Annotated in this window: 9 protein-coding genes; 8 read left to right on the forward strand and 1 reads right to left on the reverse strand. The window is 37.8% G+C overall.

Annotated features, from left to right (window positions below):
- The first annotated feature begins 25 nt into the window (after nt 1–25).
- From ACO05S_RS14455 to ACO05S_RS14485, 7 genes are all read left to right on the forward strand, one after another.
- On the forward strand, nt 26–952 hold the full coding sequence (locus tag ACO05S_RS14455) for a hypothetical protein (protein ID WP_421918715.1): 927 nt from the start codon (nt 26–28) through the stop codon (nt 950–952).
- 254 nt (nt 953–1,206) lie between these two features.
- Nucleotides 1,207–2,385: a gliding motility-associated C-terminal domain-containing protein gene (locus tag ACO05S_RS14460; RefSeq protein ID WP_421918716.1), complete on the forward strand. Its 1,179-nt coding sequence runs from the start codon at nt 1,207–1,209 to the stop codon at nt 2,383–2,385.
- A 7-nt stretch (nt 2,386–2,392) separates the two neighbouring features.
- Complete coding sequence (locus ACO05S_RS14465; protein WP_421918717.1) at nt 2,393–3,361, forward strand: PorP/SprF family type IX secretion system membrane protein; 969 nt, start codon at nt 2,393–2,395, stop codon at nt 3,359–3,361.
- A 16-nt stretch (nt 3,362–3,377) separates the two neighbouring features.
- Nucleotides 3,378–5,360 carry a LysM peptidoglycan-binding domain-containing protein gene (locus ACO05S_RS14470; protein ID WP_421918718.1) on the forward strand — a complete coding sequence of 661 codons (1,983 nt, stop codon included), beginning with the start codon at nt 3,378–3,380 and terminating at the stop codon, nt 5,358–5,360.
- Between the two features lie 31 nt (nt 5,361–5,391).
- On the forward strand, nt 5,392–14,625 hold the full coding sequence (locus ACO05S_RS14475; RefSeq protein ID WP_421918719.1) for a hypothetical protein: 9,234 nt from the start codon (nt 5,392–5,394) through the stop codon (nt 14,623–14,625).
- Nucleotides 14,626–14,729: 104 nt separating this feature from the next.
- Entirely contained in the window at nt 14,730–16,148 is a 1,419-nt protein-coding gene (locus ACO05S_RS14480) for a TlpA family protein disulfide reductase (RefSeq protein WP_421918720.1), read from the forward strand.
- A gap of 395 nt (nt 16,149–16,543) precedes the next feature.
- Complete coding sequence (locus ACO05S_RS14485) at nt 16,544–17,149, forward strand: hypothetical protein (protein ID WP_421918721.1); 606 nt, start codon at nt 16,544–16,546, stop codon at nt 17,147–17,149.
- A gap of 456 nt (nt 17,150–17,605) precedes the next feature.
- Here the strand turns inward: ACO05S_RS14485 and ACO05S_RS14490 are convergent, their stop codons facing one another.
- Entirely contained in the window at nt 17,606–18,202 is a 597-nt protein-coding gene (locus tag ACO05S_RS14490; protein ID WP_421918722.1) for a Crp/Fnr family transcriptional regulator, read from the reverse strand.
- A gap of 422 nt (nt 18,203–18,624) precedes the next feature.
- On the opposite strand from ACO05S_RS14490, the gene ACO05S_RS14495 reads away from it, so the two are divergent.
- A complete protein-coding gene (locus ACO05S_RS14495; protein ID WP_421918723.1) occupies nt 18,625–20,265 on the forward strand; it encodes a hypothetical protein in 1,641 nt (546 codons plus the stop codon).
- The last annotated feature ends 1 nt before the right edge of the window (nt 20,266 follow it).

Genomic DNA, 20,266 nt, shown 5'->3' on the forward strand with positions numbered 1-20,266 from the left:
TTTACTATTAAAAACTACTGTTCTTATGGCTAAGTTTACTATTTGTTTTATTGTGTTAATGGCTTTATTACCGCTATTAAATTATTCTCAAGAGAGTTCGTTTGAGAAAGAAAAGCTGATTGTTGTTGAATCAGAAAAAGAGTTCGTTTCGGCTGAAGTATATAAATTCTCATATTTTGAAAATTTTAATCAATCCTATTGCGCTAAAGAGCTAGGAAAGCATTCGGGAATTCGCTTGCCAGAGAAAGAATTACCAGGGCTTTTTGTGATTCAATTTAAGCTGCAAAATGAAATTAGTGGTAAAGAATATTGTTTAGTAAGAAAGTTCTATATAGGATTTGATGATAAGAACTTAAGGGTTAAACTAAACAAAGATGAGCAAGTAGAGCTAATTAATTGCAAAGAGGATAAAGTATTTAAACAGTTTGTTTCCAAAGCGAATAAAAGAATTAATAAAATTCGAATCAACGAGTTAGCTCTTGCCGAAAAAATAAAGCAGAATCTCCAGGATAATTCAATCGACATTAAAAAATACAGCCGGAAGATTGAAAAATACAACGATTGGGTTTTTAAAAACAGACAGAGAAATCAGGATAAGTATATTTCCAAGTTCATGTTTTTGTATCAATACCATTGTGATATTGAAAACACGGAGGTACTTCAAGATTTATCTGTAGTAAATACTTTTTACGACCACCTAAATTTTATTTCACACTGTGACCCTCAAATACTAGTAGGCGAAGAATTTGCTCAGCAGTTAGAATCCTATATGGAAAAGGAGATGCGCTATGCTGAGGAAAATCCTGATGTTAAACTTTCGGTCTTATTTAATGAAAGCATATTAAATCTATCAAAAGGTTTAGACAATGGAGCCTCTTCTGTTAGGAACTGGTTGATGCGTTACAGGATTTATAATGCTCAAGTTTATGCTTATGAATTGATGGATCAATAGATTATCCTCTAAACAAAACATTCCTACTTACTGTTCAAGGGATTTGGTATTTCAAAGGATATAAAAATGCGAAAATTTATAAAATATAGAAATGGCAGGGGGTCTGGAATGGATTGTATTAAAAGCCATTGCAGCCTACTGTTAAGACAATGTAAGATGTGTAAGATCTTGAAGTTTGCTTATGTATAAAGAGATTTGAACCAAACGGAAATGTACCCACGTAAATTTTAAAACAAACAAAAAAATCAAAAACTATGCTTAAAAATTTTACTTTATTGATAATTGTATTTGTAGCTTGTTCCTTCCATAGTTTTGGACAAGAGACGATAGATTTAAATTGTTCGGAGGCAGGAGTATACATCTCACCCAATACAAGTTTTTATACTTCTTGTTCCGAGCTATTTTTAAGTAGCGATCATTTTTGGAATGAAGGTCTGGTATTTCTGGATGGTGTTGAAGTAATAAATTGTGAAAACTCTGATTTAGGACCAGGAGTATTCAATCTAAATTCTGAATATGATGTAACGATTAATGGCGATAACATAAAGCTTGGGACCTTTAATCTTAATCTGCCATCAAGCAAATTACATACGAATGCCAATTTTGAAATCAGCAAATTACTGTTTCTAAATTCAGGTTTACTTGTATTAAATAACGGAAATGAATTGTTTGTTTCCAATGAAGATGAAGATGCAATTATTTTTAACAATAGCATCGACAATGAAAGTTACATAGCCGGAACTTTAAAAAGAGCTGTTCGTCCGGGAATCAGTTATTTTTACCCGCTTGGTAATGAAATCAGCTTTCGACCATTTGTTATCTCAAATGCTTCATCAAATGATATATTAAGTGTAACATTCGATGAAAACATTCCTTTTAGCTGGCAAGCATCAAATGTAAATCCCACATTAAAACTAGAAGAAGGTTTAGGCTGGAGGGTAAGTTCAGATCATTTAATTGACAACAAATTCACAGCTTTTGCTTCTAAATTGGATGATAATCAAAGCCTGATTGATAAAGATTTACACGTGTTTTACTCCAGTGACGCTGTCTTTTTTGATGATTTAGTACGAGTAGCTTCTGTAAACGAAACACTATCTCAAATGTATCTGGAAAGTAAAGAGCAGTTTTACACAGGAGCATACTCTTTGGTAGAAAATGTTTTGCATTTGGATGATATTCCCAATGCCATTATTGCAAATGAAAGAAACGAAACCCGATTTAAGTTTGAAACTGAGAAGTTTAAATATCTAAGATTAAGAATCTACGACAGCTTTGGGCGCGAGATTTATAAGAATAACTCTTACGCAAATGAGTTTGATACCAAAGATTTTACCTCGGGAACTTACTACTACTATTTAGAAGGGGAGCTTCTTGACGGAAAGAAGATTAAGAAGAATGATATTCTTGAGATTATAAGAACTGAAGACTAAAACTAATATGAAAAGAAAACTACAAATTATTATCATATTCACCATGTTAGCATTGAGTGGTGAGCCATTGCTTGCGCAATACCAGTCTACAACACAATCATTGGTACGACAAGAGTTTTTTAATCCTGCATACAATTCATTTAAGGATTATTATTCTTTTAGTACGCTAAGCAGGTGGCAGTGGGCTGATGTGGCCTATAGTCCAAAGACCTATGCATTTAATGCATATGTGCCTATAAAAAATAGTGCTTTCGGAATAGGTCCTACCATTATTAAAGAGAATGTTGGTTTAAGAGACATTGTTACGATTTACGGATCGGCATCGCATAATGTAAGATTAACCAAAAAATCATTTTTAGCATTTGGTTTAGGTATTGGTTTAGAAACCTCGAGTTATGATAGGGAAGAATTAAGAACCTATTTAGGTGCAGATTTCTTTGGAGTAGACTATAGTCAACTCGATCCGGCCATTTCGATTGGTGTAATGTATCTGTCTGCGAAGTATTTTGCAGGATTAAGCACCAACACTGTGTTTAGAAGTAATTCAAATGGCAATACTTTGCCTGGCTTTGATTTTTCAGCCGGCGCCATGTATAGCTTAAACGACAATTTAGCATTTAAACCCTGTGTTGTTCTTAAATATTACAAGGAAGGTAATGTGCCAGCCGATGGACTTTACAGAGCTACAAAATACGGAGAAATTATCGCTGATGTATCGGCAAACTTCTACATCAACAATTCAATCTGGTTTGGAACCAGTCACCGATTTACACAAGCACAAACATTTTCGGTTGATCTTAAGGTTTTAAAGGATATTTCATTCGGATACACATTTGAATGGGGAATAGGCGAAGGATTAAATCAATACAGTTCTCATGGCATTCGTTTGGCTTTGGATTTGGAAATGAAATCCAGTAAGAAGAAAAAGTTCAGAGGCTCATTTATCAGAAACAGAAAACCAATACTTTATTTATAGCGTGATGAGGGATAAGATGATACAAATAGATGTGGTTCTAAAAATGATGATTCGAATTGTTGTGTTGATAGTTGTGATTGTATTCATGATTGAATCGATACAAGCACAGGAACATAGGAGGAAGAGTAATCTAAAAAAACAATATCTAAACAACGAAATAGAGAAGCTATTGTCAACTACAGATAAAGATTTGTTAACAATTGATAAGTCCGATGATTTGAGATTGTTAGCAGTGCTTGCCTCGGAAAATGGAGTTTATGATTTGTCTTCGAAATGTTTTGAAAAGCTTTTTCGGGTTCACAAGGATAAAATAAAAACATCAGATCTTATCAATTATTGCCAGACATTAATTGAAACCGACAGGCATGCCATGGTGGATTCAATTTTAGCATCTTATCCAAGCAATGATATATGGTTAACCCACATGAAAGAAGTGGCAGATTGCAGAAGTAGTTTAAAGGAATTAGACGAACAAAATATTGAAGCAAAACCTTTTGACATTAAAATCTTTACGGATTATGGCGTAAGTAGAAAAGGAGATTCGATATACTATTGCACCCAACCATTGGAAGAGCATCAAATTAACCTGATTGAAACAGCTATTATTTTATCAAACAGGAAGCACATTAGTTCATTGGTCAAGGCCGAGTATCATGATGGTGATATTTTAAATATTCAACAGAAGAAATATGTTGAATTTGCTTCTAAAGGCAAGAATGAATTCATCGGAATGAATAGAACAACATCATCAAAGGATATATTTTATTCGGTGCGACCCACAAATGGGAAATCTTTAAAGATTGTAATCGATAAAGATCAACTACCTAAGTTCCCATATAATTCAGATAAGTTTGATTCAAGCATGCCCTATTTCGATGAAGTATCGCAACGCTTATATTTCTGTTCCAATCGTTCTGACGGTTATGGTGGTTGGGATATTTACTATTGCAATTATGATGGTTCAAATTGGGGAAAACCAATTAATGCGGGTAACAAAATCAATACTCCTTTTAATGAGATTTTTCCAACTGTAATCCCGCAAGGCTTATTATTTGCTTCTGATGGGAGAATAGGAAAAGGTGGATTCGACAACTATCTGTATTCAAATGAGCTAGAGGAATGTATCAACTTACATGGTTTCAACACTGGCTCTAACGACTACTGCTTGATAGCCTTTAATGCGGGCAGTATAGGCATAAAAAAAGACAGTTTGGTTGCCTATAATAAAGGTTTGGATGAGGTGTTGGATTCTTATTTACAAGATCATATAGAATTAATGTCCATGATTCGTCCTGTTGAGCATGTTGATAGTACAATCGACTCCATTCAGCTTGAAAAAACTCGCATTGAGATACCAGTATTTGAAGAGCATAAAATATACTTCGATTTCGATTCGGAAAGAATTTCTGAAACAGAACGATTAAAGCTTGATTCTGTAGCCCATTTCTTGTCCGAATCGGATGAAAGAGAAGCAATTTGTTTTTATGGCAGCACCGATGGTTATGGTAAAAAGCCATACAATTACGGATTGGCCTACGAAAGAATTTTATCAACAGTAAGCTATTTAGAGACCATGCTTGGTAAAGGCTTTTTTAGCAATAATGCTAGAATCGTAATGGGGGAAATAACTTCTGCTGATGGCATTAAAACTCCGGAAGATAGATTTGTAAAGATTGTAAACAAGGATATCACCTGCAAGGAACATATCATTATTGCTTTGCATTCCGAAGAATGTGATATAGAGGAGTTGCTTACATCTTACAATATTTCGGATGAGATATTTAATGCCCTGAATGCTTGCAACAAAAATGAACTTCAGAAAAGAAAATATGTCTTCATTCCTGTTCAGAAAATTTACAAAATAAAAGCAGGTGATACTTTGTATAGTATTGGAAGTAAGTTTAATACCAGTATAAAAGAGATCAGAAACATCAATCATCTAAAGAGTGATCTTATTAGAATTGGTAAAACTCTGATTATCCCACTATCAAAAAAATAATAACATGTCGCATAAACAAAATAAAACTATTATGAGAAAAATTTACACACTGCTAATTCTTAGTTTCTTGTTTGTAGACCTTAGCGTTTTTGCACAAGAGAATGGCGTTAGTATCGGAAAAGGAAAAAATCCACCTCATGCGAAAGCGATATTGGAGATTTTCTCAGTGGAAAAAGGATTGTTAACTCCTAGGTTAACAAGTGCACAGCGGATTAACATGTTCGATTCCAACGATGAGTCGGCAAAAGGTTTATTGGTGTTCGATACCGATAACAATGCTTTCTTTTTCTGGGATGGCTTCAAATGGATTGAAGTGAGCGAGAGTACTTCGGGAAATCCTTTGAATGATAAAGATCCGAATGACCCCAATGGAGATGGCGATACCAGCGACGGGAAGTCAGGCGAACTGGGTCAGGTGAAATACAACATCAAAACCGAAAGCTTGTGGTATTACGATGGAAGTCTTTGGATTGAATTGAGCGAAAGCACAGCGGGCGATCCTTTGAATGATAAAGATCCGAATGATCCGAATGGAGATGGTGATACCAGCGACGGGAAGTCAGGCGAACTGGGACAGGTGAAATACAACATCAAAACCGAAAGTTTGTGGTATTACGATGGAAGTCTTTGGATTGAGTTGAGCGAAAGCACAGCAGGCGATCCTTTGAATGATAAAGATCCGAATGATCCGAATGGAGATGGTGATACCAGCGATGGGAAGTCAGGCGAACTGGGTCAGGTGAAATACAACATCAAAACCGAAAGCTTGTGGTATTACGATGGAAGTCTTTGGATTGAGTTGAGCGAAAGCACAGCGGGCGATCCTTTGAATGATAAAGATCCGAATGATCCGAATGGAGATGGTGATACCAGCGACGGGAAGTCAGGCGAACTGGGACAGGTGAAATACAACATCAAAACCGAAAGTTTGTGGTATTACGATGGAAGTCTTTGGATTGAGTTGAGCGAAAGCACAGCAGGCGATCCTTTGAATGATAAAGATCCGAATGATCCGAATGGAGATGGTGATACCAGCGATGGGAAGTCAGGCGAACTGGGACAGGTGAAATACAACATCAAAACCGAAAGTTTGTGGTATTACGATGGAAGTCGAATTTGGATTGAGTTGAGCGAAAGCACAGCGGGCGATCCTTTGAATGATAAAGATCCGAATGATCCGAATGGAGATGGTGATACCAGCGACGGGAAGTCAGGCGAACTGGGACAGGTGAAATACAACATCAAAACCGAAAGCTTGTGGTATTACGATGGAAGTCTTTGGATTGAGTTGAGCGAAAGTACAGCGGGCGATCCTTTGAATGATAAAGATCCGAATGATCCGAATGGAGATGGCGATACCAGCGACGGGAAGTCAGGCGAACTGGGACAGGTGAAATACAACATCAAAACCGAAAGTTTGTGGTATTACGATGGAAGTCTTTGGATTGAGTTGAGCGAAAGCACAGCAGGCGATCCTATTGATGAGAATGATCCGAATGATCCGAATGGAGATGGCGATACCAGCGATAAAAGAATAGGGAAAGCAGGAGATATTAGGTATTCCGAAATCACCAAAACGCTTTGGTTTTATGATGGCCTGGAATGGAAACCAATCAATACAGATCATCAATTGTTTAGTGATATTTTGGCTGTCAGCAGTGATGCAAATGCACAACAAATTAAGAATTTGGCTGATCCTGTTGATGATAAGGATGCTGCAACTAAGATTTATGTAGATGGATTGGTATCTGATAAGGTTGATCAAGTAGCAGGCAAGCAATTGTCGAGCAACGATTATACCGATGCTGATAAAGCAATAGTTAGCGATGCAGAACAGAAGAGCAACAAAAATGCAGCAAACGGATATGCAGGTCTGGATGCAAACAAGAAGATTGATGAGTCGCAGTTGCCAAAAATGACGGTAGGCAATGTTTATGCAGTAAACAATGAAACGGAACAGCTTGCATTAACAGCAGTCACAGGTGATGTTGCCGTTCGTAGCGACGAGAACAAAACCTACATGCACAATGGTGGTGCAGCCGGGGATATGAGCGACTGGACTGAAATGAAAACACCATCGGGTGAGGTGTTTAGTGTGAATGGTAAGAAAGGTGATGTTGTAATTCATGTAGCCGACATACCAGGTTTACAAACTACCATTAACAACATGGCCGATTTAAGTAATGTGTATACCAAAACAGAAACCAACAGCTTACTCGACGAGAAGATTAATACGCCAAGTGGACAGAACAATAAGATTTTGGCCACCGATGGAACAGGAACACTGGTTTGGGCCGACAAGTCTGTATTTACCGATTCAGATGATCAGACCCTTAGCTTGAATGGTAAGAAAATCGCCATTAGCGAAGGAAACGAGATCGACCTGTCAGCACTTTTGGTAGACAATCAGGATTTATCGGATGTTCTGTCACAAGGCAACAGTGCAGGTGGAAAGCACATCAAGAACCTGTTAAGCCCTGTTGACGATCAGGATGCAGCCACCAAGTTGTATGTAGACGGATTGACAGATATCAAAGTTGATAAAGTTTCAGGAAAACAATTGTCAACGAATGATTATACCGATTCAGAAAAAGCGATTGTGGCCGATGCCGAACAAAAGAGCAACAAGAATGTATCAGGAGGTTATGCCGGATTGGATTCGAACCGTAAGATTGACGAATCGCAATTGCCAAAAATTACAGTGGGTAATGTTTATGCCGTTGACACGGAAGCTCAGCAATTGGCATTAAGTGCAAGCCGGGGTGATGTAGCCGTTCGCAGCGACCAAAACAAAACCTACATGCACAATGGTGGTGCAGTCGGGGATATGAGCGACTGGACCGAGATGAAAACACCATCGGGTGAAGTATTTAGCGTGAATGGAAAAAAAGGTGATGTTAGTTTAAACATTACAGACATTCCAGAATTGCAAACCAAGCTTGACGGCAAAGCCGATGCAGGAGCATCATATACCAAGGCACAAGCCGATGCATTATTGGGTAATAAAATTGATACTCCAACAGGCGAGAACGATAAAATGCTAACAACCGATGCCACAGGAAATTTGGTGTGGGCTGATAAAACAAGCTTTACCGATACCGATGACCAAACATTATCATTAACGGGAACAGTATTGGAAATAGCCGATGGCAATACAGTAGATCTTGCTTCGATAAGTTCCGATGATCAGAAAATTACCAAGTCAGGAGCCAGCATTAGCTTGGAAGATGGCGGAACGGTAACATTAAATGATGATGATGCCAATAATGAGATTCAGGATTTAAGTTTTACAGGCGATGTCCTTAAAATAACCAATAACACATCAGCATCAAGCATCGACCTGTCTGCCTACAAGGACAATACTGACGATCAGGCATTATCCAAATCAGGAGCCAGCATTAGCTTGGAAGATGGCGGAACGGTAACATTAAATGATGATGATGCCAATAACGAGATTCAGGATTTAAGTTTTACAGGCGATGTCCTGAAAATAACCAATAACACATCAGCATCAAGCATCGACCTGTCTGCCTACAAGGACAATACCGACGACCAGGCATTATCCAAATCAGGTGCTAGCATTAGCTTGGAAGATGGCGGAACGATTACATTAAATGATGATGATGCTTCTAACGAGATTCAGGATTTAAGCTTGTTAGGCAATACTTTAAAAATTACCAATAATAGTTCTGCTACAAATATTGATTTAACTTCTTACAAGGACAATACGGACAAGCAGAGCTTGATCGTTTCGGGTAGCACATTAAGTATTACCAATGGAAACAGCGTTAACCTAACGGGGGTAAGTCCTGATGAACAAACTTTAAGTTTGTCGGGAAGTACTTTAAGTATTAGCAATGGCAACGATGTTGACTTGAGCAATGTAAGTTCAGACGATCAGAATTTAGCAGAAGTATTAAGTCAGGGAAGCGATGCGGGTTCTAAACAAATTAAGAATTTGGCTGATCCTGTTGATGATAAGGATGCTGCAACTAAGATTTATGTAGATGGATTGGTATCTGATAAGGTTGATCAAGTAGCAGGCAAGCAATTGTCGAGCAACGATTATACCGATGCTGATAAAGCAATAGTTAGCGATGCAGAACAGAAGAGCAACAAAAATGCAGCAAACGGATATGCAGGTCTGGATGCAAACAAGAAGATTGATGAGTCGCAGTTGCCAAAAATGACGGTAGGCAATGTTTATGCAGTAAACAATGAAACGGAACAGCTTGCATTAACAGCAGTCACAGGTGATGTTGCCGTTCGTAGCGACGAGAACAAAACCTACATGCACAATGGTGGTGCAGCCGGGGATATGAGCGACTGGACTGAAATGAAAACACCATCGGGTGAGGTGTTTAGTGTGAATGGTAAGAAAGGTGATGTTGTAATTCATGTAGCCGACATACCAGGTTTACAAACTACCATTAACAACATGGCCGATTTAAGTAATGTGTATACCAAAACAGAAACCAACAGCTTACTCGACGAGAAGATTAATACGCCAAGTGGACAGAACAATAAGATTTTGGCCACCGATGGAACAGGAACACTGGTTTGGGCCGACAAGTCTGTATTTACCGATTCAGATGATCAGACCCTTAGCTTGAATGGTAAGAAAATCGCCATTAGCGAAGGAAACGAGATCGACCTGTCAGCACTTTTGGTAGACAATCAGGATTTATCGGATGTTCTGTCACAAGGCAACAGTGCAGGTGGAAAGCACATCAAGAACCTGTTAAGCCCTGTTGACGATCAGGATGCAGCCACCAAGTTGTATGTAGACGGATTGACAGATATCAAAGTTGATAAAGTTTCAGGAAAACAATTGTCAACGAATGATTATACCGATTCAGAAAAAGCGATTGTGGCCGATGCCGAACAAAAGAGCAACAAGAATGTATCAGGAGGTTATGCCGGATTGGATTCGAACCGTAAGATTGACGAATCGCAATTGCCAAAAATTACAGTGGGTAATGTTTATGCCGTTGACACGGAAGCTCAGCAATTGGCATTAAGTGCAAGCCGGGGTGATGTAGCCGTTCGCAGCGACCAAAACAAAACCTACATGCACAATGGTGGTGCAGTCGGGGATATGAGCGACTGGACCGAGATGAAAACACCATCGGGTGAAGTATTTAGCGTGAATGGAAAAAAAGGTGATGTTAGTTTAAACATTACAGACATTCCAGAATTGCAAACCAAGCTTGACGGCAAAGCCGATGCAGGAGCATCATATACCAAGGCACAAGCCGATGCATTATTGGGTAATAAAATTGATACTCCAACAGGCGAGAACGATAAAATGCTAACAACCGATGCCACAGGAAATTTGGTGTGGGCTGATAAAACAAGCTTTACCGATACCGATGACCAAACATTATCATTAACGGGAACAGTATTGGAAATAGCCGATGGCAATACAGTAGATCTTGCTTCGATAAGTTCCGATGATCAGAAAATTACCAAGTCAGGAGCCAGCATTAGCTTGGAAGATGGCGGAACGGTAACATTAAATGATGATGATGCCAATAATGAGATTCAGGATTTAAGTTTTACAGGCGATGTCCTTAAAATAACCAATAACACATCAGCATCAAGCATCGACCTGTCTGCCTACAAGGACAATACTGACGATCAGGCATTATCCAAATCAGGAGCCAGCATTAGCTTGGAAGATGGCGGAACGGTAACATTAAATGATGATGATGCCAATAACGAGATTCAGGATTTAAGTTTTACAGGCGATGTCCTGAAAATAACCAATAACACATCAGCATCAAGCATCGACCTGTCTGCCTACAAGGACAATACCGACGACCAGGCATTATCCAAATCAGGAGCCAGCATTAGCTTGGAAGATGGCGGATCGGTAAGCTTAAATGATGATGATGCTTCTAACGAGCTTCAGGATTTAACGGGAGCTGTATTAAATGGATCGAATGTTCTGAATTTAAGTATCGAAAATGGAACAGGAACAAGCGTTGATTTATCAGCTTTAGCCGATAATACCGACGATCAGGAAGCATTTGAGGTTAAATACAACAATTCAAGCTCCGGTATGGTGGCAACAGATGTAAAAGCAGCCATCGACGAGTTGAAATCGGGTAGTTCCGACGACCAGGCATTATCCAAATCAGGTGCTACCATTAGCTTGGAAGATGGCGGATCGGTAAGCTTAAATGATGATGATGCCTCTAACGAGCTTCAGGATTTAACGGGAGCTGTATTAAATGGATCGAATGTTCTGAATTTAAGTATCGAAAATGGAACAGGAACAAGCGTTGATTTATCAGCTTTAGCCGATAATACCGACGATCAGGAAGCATTTGAGGTTAAATACAACAATTCAAGCTCCGGTATGGTGGCAACAGATGTAAAAGCAGCCATCGACGAGTTGAAATCGGGTAGTTCTGACGACCAGGCATTATCCAAATCAGGTGCTAGCATTAGCTTGGAAGATGGCGGAACGATTGCATTAAATGATGATGATGCCTCTAACGAGCTTCAGGATTTAACGGGAGCTGTATTAAATGGATCGAATGTTCTGAATTTAAGTATCGAAAATGGAACAGGAACAAGCGTTGATTTATCAGCTTTAGCCGATAATACCGACGATCAGGAAGCATTTGAGGTTAAATACAACAATTCAAGCTCCGGTATGGTGGCAACAGATGTAAAAGCAGCCATCGACGAGTTGAAATCGGGTAGTTCTGACGACCAGGCATTATCCAAATCAGGGGCTACCATTAGCTTGGAAGATGGCGGATCGGTAAGCTTAAATGATGATGATGCCAATAATGAGATTCAGGATTTAAGTTTTACAGGCGATGTCCTGAAAATAACTAATAACACATCAGCATCAAGCATCGATCTGTCTGCCTACAAGGACAATACCGACGATCAGAAATTAAACGAAGTACTGACCGAAGGAAATGATGCCGGAGACATGCAAATCAAAAACTTGAAAGATCCGGTGGATGATCAGGATGCGGTTACAAAATCGTATTCCGACAACTATACCTTTGCGCAACCAATGACAAGTGCCGAAATGTTGGCGATCTCTTCCCCAAAACCGGGCAGACTTGTATTTAGTACCGACCATAGTCCTTCTGGTTCGTTAATGATCTATTACAACGGATCCTGGGTTAGCCTTGGAAGTGCCAATGCATCGCCATATGCGACATCGGTAAGCCAGTCTGCAACGGTACTGAAACAAGGAAACCCCGTAACCGGATCGTACGTTTACAATGATGTTGATGGCGACCCCGAAGCAACTTCTACCTTTAAATGGTACAGTGCCGATGATGAACTGGGAGCAAACGAGGCCGAGATTTCAGGGGCAGTGGCTAAAACCTATACCATACAAACCGTTGATGTGGGGAAATACCTCAGGTTTGGGGTTACCCCTATTGCGGGTAGTGGTGTAGGCCAGGGAAGACATATTAAATCGGGAACTTTTACCGGACCAATACTTGCCAACGAGGTGCCAACGGCTTCGAATGTGAACTTTACGGGTACAGTTAAGCTTGCAAATACATTAACTGGATCATATGATTATGCCGATGCAGAAAATGATGCGGAAAGCGGCACTACCTTTGCATGGTACCGAGCCAACAACAATTCTGGAGATAACGCAGCAGTTATTTCAACAGCAAAAGATTACAAGCTTATAGCTGAGGATGTAGGCAAGTTCATTTCCTTTGCAGTTGTACCAAAAGCCTCGTCGGGAACCAGTCCGGGTAGCGAAGTACGCTCAACATACCAAGGGCCTGTGGCCGACAACGAAGCCCCAAGGGCCTTGAATGTAAAATTTACTGGTACACTAGCCATTACACAAACGCTAACTGGTACTTACGATTACGCCGATACGGAAAGCGATGCAGAAAGCGGTACCACCTTTGCTTGGTACAGGGCTGATAACAATGCAGGCCTGAACGCAGCTGCAATAAGTGGGGCAACGGAAGAAAATTACACGCTTACAGCTGCTGATATAGGCAAGCACATTGCCTTTGCAGTTGTACCAAAAGCTTCGTCGGGAACTGGCCTAGGTAACGAAGTACGCTCGACATACCAAGGGCCTGTGGCTGACAACAATACCCCAACTGTCTCGAATGTAAACTTTACTGGTGCATTGGCCATTACACAAACGCTGACTGGTACTTATGATTATGCCGATATGGAAAACGATGCGGAAAACGGCACCACTTTTGCATGGCACAGAGCCGACAACAGTTCTGGAGATAACGCAGCAGTTATTGGGGCAACTACAAAAGATTATACGCTTACAGCTGAGGATGTAGGCAAATACATTTCTTTTTCGGTAACTCCTGGTGCAAACTCGGGTAGCACACCGGGTAACGAGGCATTCTCGGCTTACCAAGGACCAATACTAGACAACCAGCCTCCTGTAATATCGGATTTATCTATACCAAGTGGGTTATATCAAACTGCAACTATAAATGCAACTTATACATATAGTGACAAAGAAGATGATCCACAAGGTACTCACATTTATGATTGGGAGTTAGCCAATGATAACAGTGGGACAGGGGCAATTAGTGTGAGTACTTCCTCAACTTATACTTTGCAGGCAGCTGATAATGGTAAATATTTACGACTAACGATTGAGCCAAAAGCAACTGCCGGAAGTCCAACAGGATCGAAGGTACAAACAATCTGGGTTGGACCAATTAAAAAATGTGGAGGTACGGTTTCATATTATGGATACACATACGATGAAGTGCTTCTTAAACCAGAAGGTAAAGATGCTACCTGTTGGTTGAAGCAAAGTATGAAAAATAGTGCAGGATATCCAGCGTTTAATACCCGCTTCATTAACGCATATGCAGTCCTTGGTTCTCCTAGTAATTCAACAGACAAGTCTTACAGAAAAACTAGCAGTGTATGTCCTAGTGGATGGGCAATACCAAGTTTTAACGACTGGAATAATCTTGGGACAGAGACCTCGAAGCTTGAACTTAAAAGGATAGGACATTACTATATTGACAAAAGCAATACCAATCCGAATGGAGTCTCTGGTTTTGTTGGAGAGGGAGTGTATTATGGGCTATCTTCTTATTACGAAGTTAATAACTCCGATTATCCAAATAAATATGTTTACGCTTCAAGTTATTATAATGCAAATAATAATTATGGGATTTCATCTCCATCCACAATTTATATGTATCAGCAAAGTAGTGGCAGCAATTGGTTTAAAAGAGAGCTCTATTTTCAAATTCATTGTATAAAAAACGATTAATAGCAAGTATGAAACGAGCAAGATTAAATGATTATTAAACATACACGGTAATGATTATTTTGATCTTGCCGCTTTCATCTAACAAATGGAAAAATTATAAACAGATGAATAAATTAATATGGAAAGCGTTTTTTTTAATTCTTACGCTAACTAGTAGTGCTCAAACACCTATATCGCACGAGCTAAAAGTTAGTGGTGATGTTATCAAACGGTATGCAGTTTCTTTATCGCATTGGGTGAACGGTTATGAAGTACCTGCCCAATTCGATGCGGAAAATAAAGGTGATACACTGGTTTTTCATGTGCCAAATAGTTGCATGCCATGTCAGTTAAATATCAAATTCGAGTCTAATAGCAATGAACAAGGTTCAGTTTCAGTAAGTGTTTTTATGGCAAACAAGGATTTGCATTTAGCAATATCCGATTGGAGGAGCGAACCCAATTGGCATGGAGATTTGGAGAATTTGGCACATAGTGTTTTTACAAAAGAATGTGCCGAAAAAAAGCAACAACTCATGTTGCTTCAAAATTTCCTGTCAAGTTATACCGACGATGATGAACTGAATAAACAAGCCTCTGCTACTTATGTTTCGAAAAGAAAAATTCATAATCAATGGGTAAAACAGCAAGTAAATGAGAATAGTGGATTATGGGTTAGCCGGAAATGGAAAAATCAGTTAATCACAGGCGTTAATCTTTCTTCAGATAAGAAAAGAAATTTGGAGGAAATAATTGACCATGCATTTGATTTTGAAGATTTCAAAGATACCACTCTTCTAAATACCGATTATTACTTAAATCTGATTAATAATTATATGAGTATGAACGAAATGTTGGTGCAGGTAGCAGAATTAAATCGTAACAGTTTAATGACTGAAGCTGGTAATCTGCTGGCGCAAAAGGCATCTTTTGGGGATCCTCGTTTATATGGCTGGGTTGTGGATTATTTATTTACCAATTATGAAAGGTATTCTATTCAAACAGGAATAGATATGCTACAACAACACATAAATAAGCCCAACTGTAAAACCTATAAAAAAATAGAAATAAACAGGCGTTTAAAGGGGAATAAAAAGCTTGCCGTTGGTAAAATTGCACCAAAATTATTACTAAAAAATAGTTTGAATGAAGACTTAGAATATAAACCCGGAGAGGACAAATTAAATCTGTTATTCTTTTACGAGTCCTCTTGTCCTCATTGTGAGGAATTCATGCAGCATATAAGTAAAATAACTCAACTAACTGATTTTTCAGATTTCATGTCAGTAACTACAGTTTCTCTGGATGATGATTTTGATATCTGGCAACAGTATCATGAAAAACAAACTGTCAATTGGGATGATTTTTATGCCGAAGGAGGAATTAATGGCACGATTGCAAAAGATTATTGTTTGCTTTCTACACCAAGTATCTTTTTGTTGGATGAAACGAATAGAATAGAACTAAAGCCTAACAACATTGTTGAACTGCTTGAATATTTTTATGACAAAGATAAAGTGAAGCAATGCTTGAGCTTGTTGTAATTAGCCTTACCAAGACGGAATTATCATCGTAGCTCATCCCAAAGGATAAAAAACGGCAATAGCTGAGAAAGAGACACTGTACTACCCGCCAACTAGGGGTAGTACAGTTACCTATAAAAGCTACTTTCTACACACAATTGTTTTCTGTAAAATTGTTGGCAAAGAATAAGTGATATACACCTACATAAGTGAGAGCATCAAAAACAAAAAGACCCATTTCGCAAGAAGCCTTTGAGTCTCTTGGTGAACATCTTCTTTATCCCTTTGTGTTAATATTTTTTTAGGGATTATAATATTGATACCCTCAACTTAAAGAGAGAGCATCAAAAACAAATAGAAACTTATGGTTTAGAATGGCATAAGAGCTTGGCATTTACGAACTAAACTTGCAAAACATGGAGAAGTTTGGAGCATATAAAATTTTACAGGAAATGCGATTGGTAGTTGAGTATTATCATGGAGTCATCAAATTGGAGGATATCATTGGCTTAAGAAACAGGATAAAAGAGGAAGAAAATTTTAAAGCATACTCGAATACAATACTCGATTTTAGAGATTGTATTCTGGATATAGAGCATGACGAATTACCGGAAATGATTGCTTATTTAAAAAGTAATTCCATAATTAACATGGATCGGAAAGTAGCCTTTTTGGCTTCTACACCAAACGAGGTGGTTTTAAGTATGCTATACCAACAACTCTTGATTGAGTCGGGGATTGTATATGCAACTAAAATATTTTCTACCTGCAAAGCAGCCACTGGTTTCTTTGATTTCGAAAGATTTGGAGAAGATGAGTTAATTGATATTATTCAGAACTTAAAATCATTGCACAGGACAGCAAATGCGAATAGCTATGCAAAATTTGACAACAAGAACATTGCTAGTCCAGATTCGCAATTAGTCTTAATGGAGCACAGGATTTTTAACATTGCTAGTCCTGATTTTCAATCAGGGCTAATGGAGCATAGGATTTTTAATCCGAAAGATCGGAACCTTTGATACTATCAGTTTGGGTCAAAAAACTGCAATACCAATAAAAAAAGAGGAGTAGACAATAGGGCAATTTCGAGCTTCATCACAGAAAAATTGACCAATGGCACACTTCAGCCAGAATAACCATGCAAAAGGTCTCGCTCTATTGTCACAATGATTTTATTCTTTGGCCAGAAGTACTTCCTTAGCCAAGACTAAACCTCTATTGTTTTTGCAGAAAATGATAAAATCCCAATGGGACACAGTGTATCACCAAGGATTTTATCATACGAAAAAAGAGCAATGCCATCGGTTTATAATTATATTCCATTTGTCAGAAGGAAGCCACACGATCAAATAATCATTAGCCTGTGCGTTTAATAATTATTTTAATCATGCTCGTTTCAAAACCAAGAATCTGGATTTATGTTCTGTTATAACGGTATAAATACTCGAACTCAGCTTCATGCCATTTTAATTGAACTAAGCCGGATTGCGTTGTTTTTCCAACAGCCTTACTTTCATTCTCGACAGGGTAGTATAGTGTACCCCCAGGTAATTGGCAATCATTCTATCGGTAATACCATTGTAAATGTCCCCGTATTCTTCAATAAAGTTAAGGTACCTTTTTTCTATGCTTTCCTCTTTTAGCATTTTTAGTTGCAGGTAGGTTGAGCTTAAATCTTGGGTAAGCAGTTTGTAATACAAATCCGAGATTTTATCATCTTTAAAAGTAATGGAACACAAATAATCTCGGTTTATTGCAATTAGTTTTCCTTTACTAAGAAATTTTGCTTTCATATCACCACACTTTTCCTGATCAATTTCGATTGCAGGTCGTAAGGCATTACCAGCACGTTTAAAATCAATAATGGTTTGTTTGTTATACTTTTCAAGCCAATAGAGTTGCACCGTACCTTCCAGAACGATACAAAAATAATTAGGCTTTACAATTTCTTTTGGAACATGATCGTTTTTTTCAAATTCCAATAAGTTTGAATTGGGTTCAAAATCGAACTTATTCATGCTGTCAACAGGTATGCCGGTGGCATCTGTAATTAATTCTGAGAGTTTAATCATTTTTAACAAAATATTGAAATAAAAAATATGAATAAATCCTCCATGTTTATTATAGTAAACCGGTGGGTAATGTTGTTTTTTGGCTAGTAATGTTTGTGTTGGTTGCCGCAAGATACATAACAATTAAGTTATTCTCAAGTCTTACAAGTGGCTTTAAATTTACTATGAATGATTGTATTAATTAGACGAAATCGTTATTTGGCTTACTGGCAGTAAATTAGCATTTGCTAATTAGTGAAATGTTTTTTTAAACGTTAGCGTTTGCTAATGGTATTTTTTCGGTTTGCTACGTAAACTAGCAGTATTAAAAATAATACAACAAAATCGTATTGGCTATGGGCTTATTAAAGCTAAGATGGTTTTAATACCCGATACTGTTTTGTTTATTTTATAATTAACCTACTTGACTAAACTACTTGAACATGAAAAAAATTTACTCTGGATGTATTTCCTTTTTATTGATATTCCTTCTTGCATTGTCAAATGGTTCTTACGGGAATAATTCCTCTTATTCTTCTATGCTTAAGCTAACAAATATCGACCTGATAGAAGGGGAATCAGTTCACAACATTCCTGTTAGAGAGCAGCTTTGGAATTCGAATGCCATTAAGATTCTAGCAAGAGAGAAAATTTTGTTAAAAGTTAAACGGCCGTCAAATGCTGCTATCTATGGGGGAATTGGCATCAAGGGAAAGCTAAAAATTCAAAATGTTTTTCAGCTCACTGATCAAGATGTGTTTGCATCAGTAAAGCAAAACTGGTATGGTATAAACAATAAATCGTTGCCTAAAAATCAAGTTTTTTACCATTGTATTAATAACAAGGAGTATTTGTATGTTGTAGTGGCTAATGAGAACAATATAAATACACATTTAAAAGAAGTTGATTGGTTTAGTGAGAAGGAACTGAATCAAATGATATTCTCTAAGTTTGTTGAAGAGTTTTTTTTAATAGCCATTTTGATGTTTATGGCAATTGTATTTTTGATTGTATACCTTACTTTTAGAGCTAGGTTGTATGCTTTCTATCTTTTAGGATTGTTGTCGGCACTAGCTTATTCCTTTTATTTGTTTGATATAAATTCAGGTTCCCGATTAAATGATGCCTTAATACGCTCATTCGGGCTGGTTCTTCTTTTCAATTATTTCTTTATCTACGAAAGTATAAAGTGCTATTTGGGTGAGAAACTAAATCGGATGGCTAAAATAGGACTAAATATTTTTACTGCTTTTACAGTGCTATCTGTTTTATCAGTAGTATTCGATTTTTGGTACTTTTTTGAAACCGAACTATTTGTATGGATAGTAGCAGTATTGGCTTGCACTGCTTTTCTTATAAAAGCATACAGCAAAATAAAGGCAGAAGAGAAGATATTACTATTTAAAACTTTAGTGTTTAATCTTAGCATGCTATTGATGATTTCGCAATATTTTGATGCTATATCTAACAATTACCTAAGTATTTTTTTAATTGGAATGGTGACAAAAGAAATCATGCTATGTGCTTACTATGCAAAAAAAATAACGATACTTAAAAAATCAAATGGCAAAAAGTTACTCTTTATAAAACGTTTAAAAGACAATTACAATGAAGCGTATCAAGAAAAAAATCTATTAAAAAATGAACTACTTGAAACCGAAGAGAAGATTGTTCAGAATACAATGATGATTGAGGACAAAGAAAAACTCATTATCGATCTGGAAAGACTTCTGAAATCGAATCTCGACACTTTAAAAATGTCGAAGGTGAAGCCGATACTCAATAAAATTCAGGAAATAGAAAGCCATATTGGCATCAAGCAATTCGATTTTCATTTTCAAAGAGTAAATCAGGACCTCTTCGATAAACTGCAATCTTTCTACCCACAATTAACAAGCAACGACCTTAAGCTTTGTGCTTTTATGAGAATGAATTTAAACTCAAAAGAGATTGCAGCCATTACAGGCAAATCGCCAAGTAGTATTGATGTTTCTAAATTTAGGTTACGAAAAAAGTTAGGTGTGGCATCTAACTCAGACTTACAGTTGTTGTTATCTAGCAAGTTGAATGAAAATATTGCTTAAT

The organism is Marinifilum sp., from assembly GCF_965230805.1.
Taxonomy (GTDB): domain Bacteria; phylum Bacteroidota; class Bacteroidia; order Bacteroidales; family Marinifilaceae; genus Marinifilum.

What these genes read in the sequence shown, in the direction of transcription:
- ACO05S_RS14495 (WP_421918723.1), top strand. Translation starts at nt 18,625, where the DNA reads ATGAAAAAAATTTACTCTGGATGTATTTCCTTTTTATTGATATTCCTT.
- ACO05S_RS14490 (WP_421918722.1), bottom strand. Translation starts at nt 18,202, where the DNA reads ATGATTAAACTCTCAGAATTAATTACAGATGCCACCGGCATACCTGTT.
- ACO05S_RS14455 (WP_421918715.1), top strand. Translation starts at nt 26, where the DNA reads ATGGCTAAGTTTACTATTTGTTTTATTGTGTTAATGGCTTTATTACCG.
- ACO05S_RS14460 (WP_421918716.1), top strand. Translation starts at nt 1,207, where the DNA reads ATGCTTAAAAATTTTACTTTATTGATAATTGTATTTGTAGCTTGTTCC.
- ACO05S_RS14480 (WP_421918720.1), top strand. Translation starts at nt 14,730, where the DNA reads ATGAATAAATTAATATGGAAAGCGTTTTTTTTAATTCTTACGCTAACT.
- ACO05S_RS14475 (WP_421918719.1), top strand. Translation starts at nt 5,392, where the DNA reads ATGAGAAAAATTTACACACTGCTAATTCTTAGTTTCTTGTTTGTAGAC.
- ACO05S_RS14470 (WP_421918718.1), top strand. Translation starts at nt 3,378, where the DNA reads ATGATACAAATAGATGTGGTTCTAAAAATGATGATTCGAATTGTTGTG.
- ACO05S_RS14485 (WP_421918721.1), top strand. Translation starts at nt 16,544, where the DNA reads ATGGAGAAGTTTGGAGCATATAAAATTTTACAGGAAATGCGATTGGTA.
- ACO05S_RS14465 (WP_421918717.1), top strand. Translation starts at nt 2,393, where the DNA reads ATGAAAAGAAAACTACAAATTATTATCATATTCACCATGTTAGCATTG.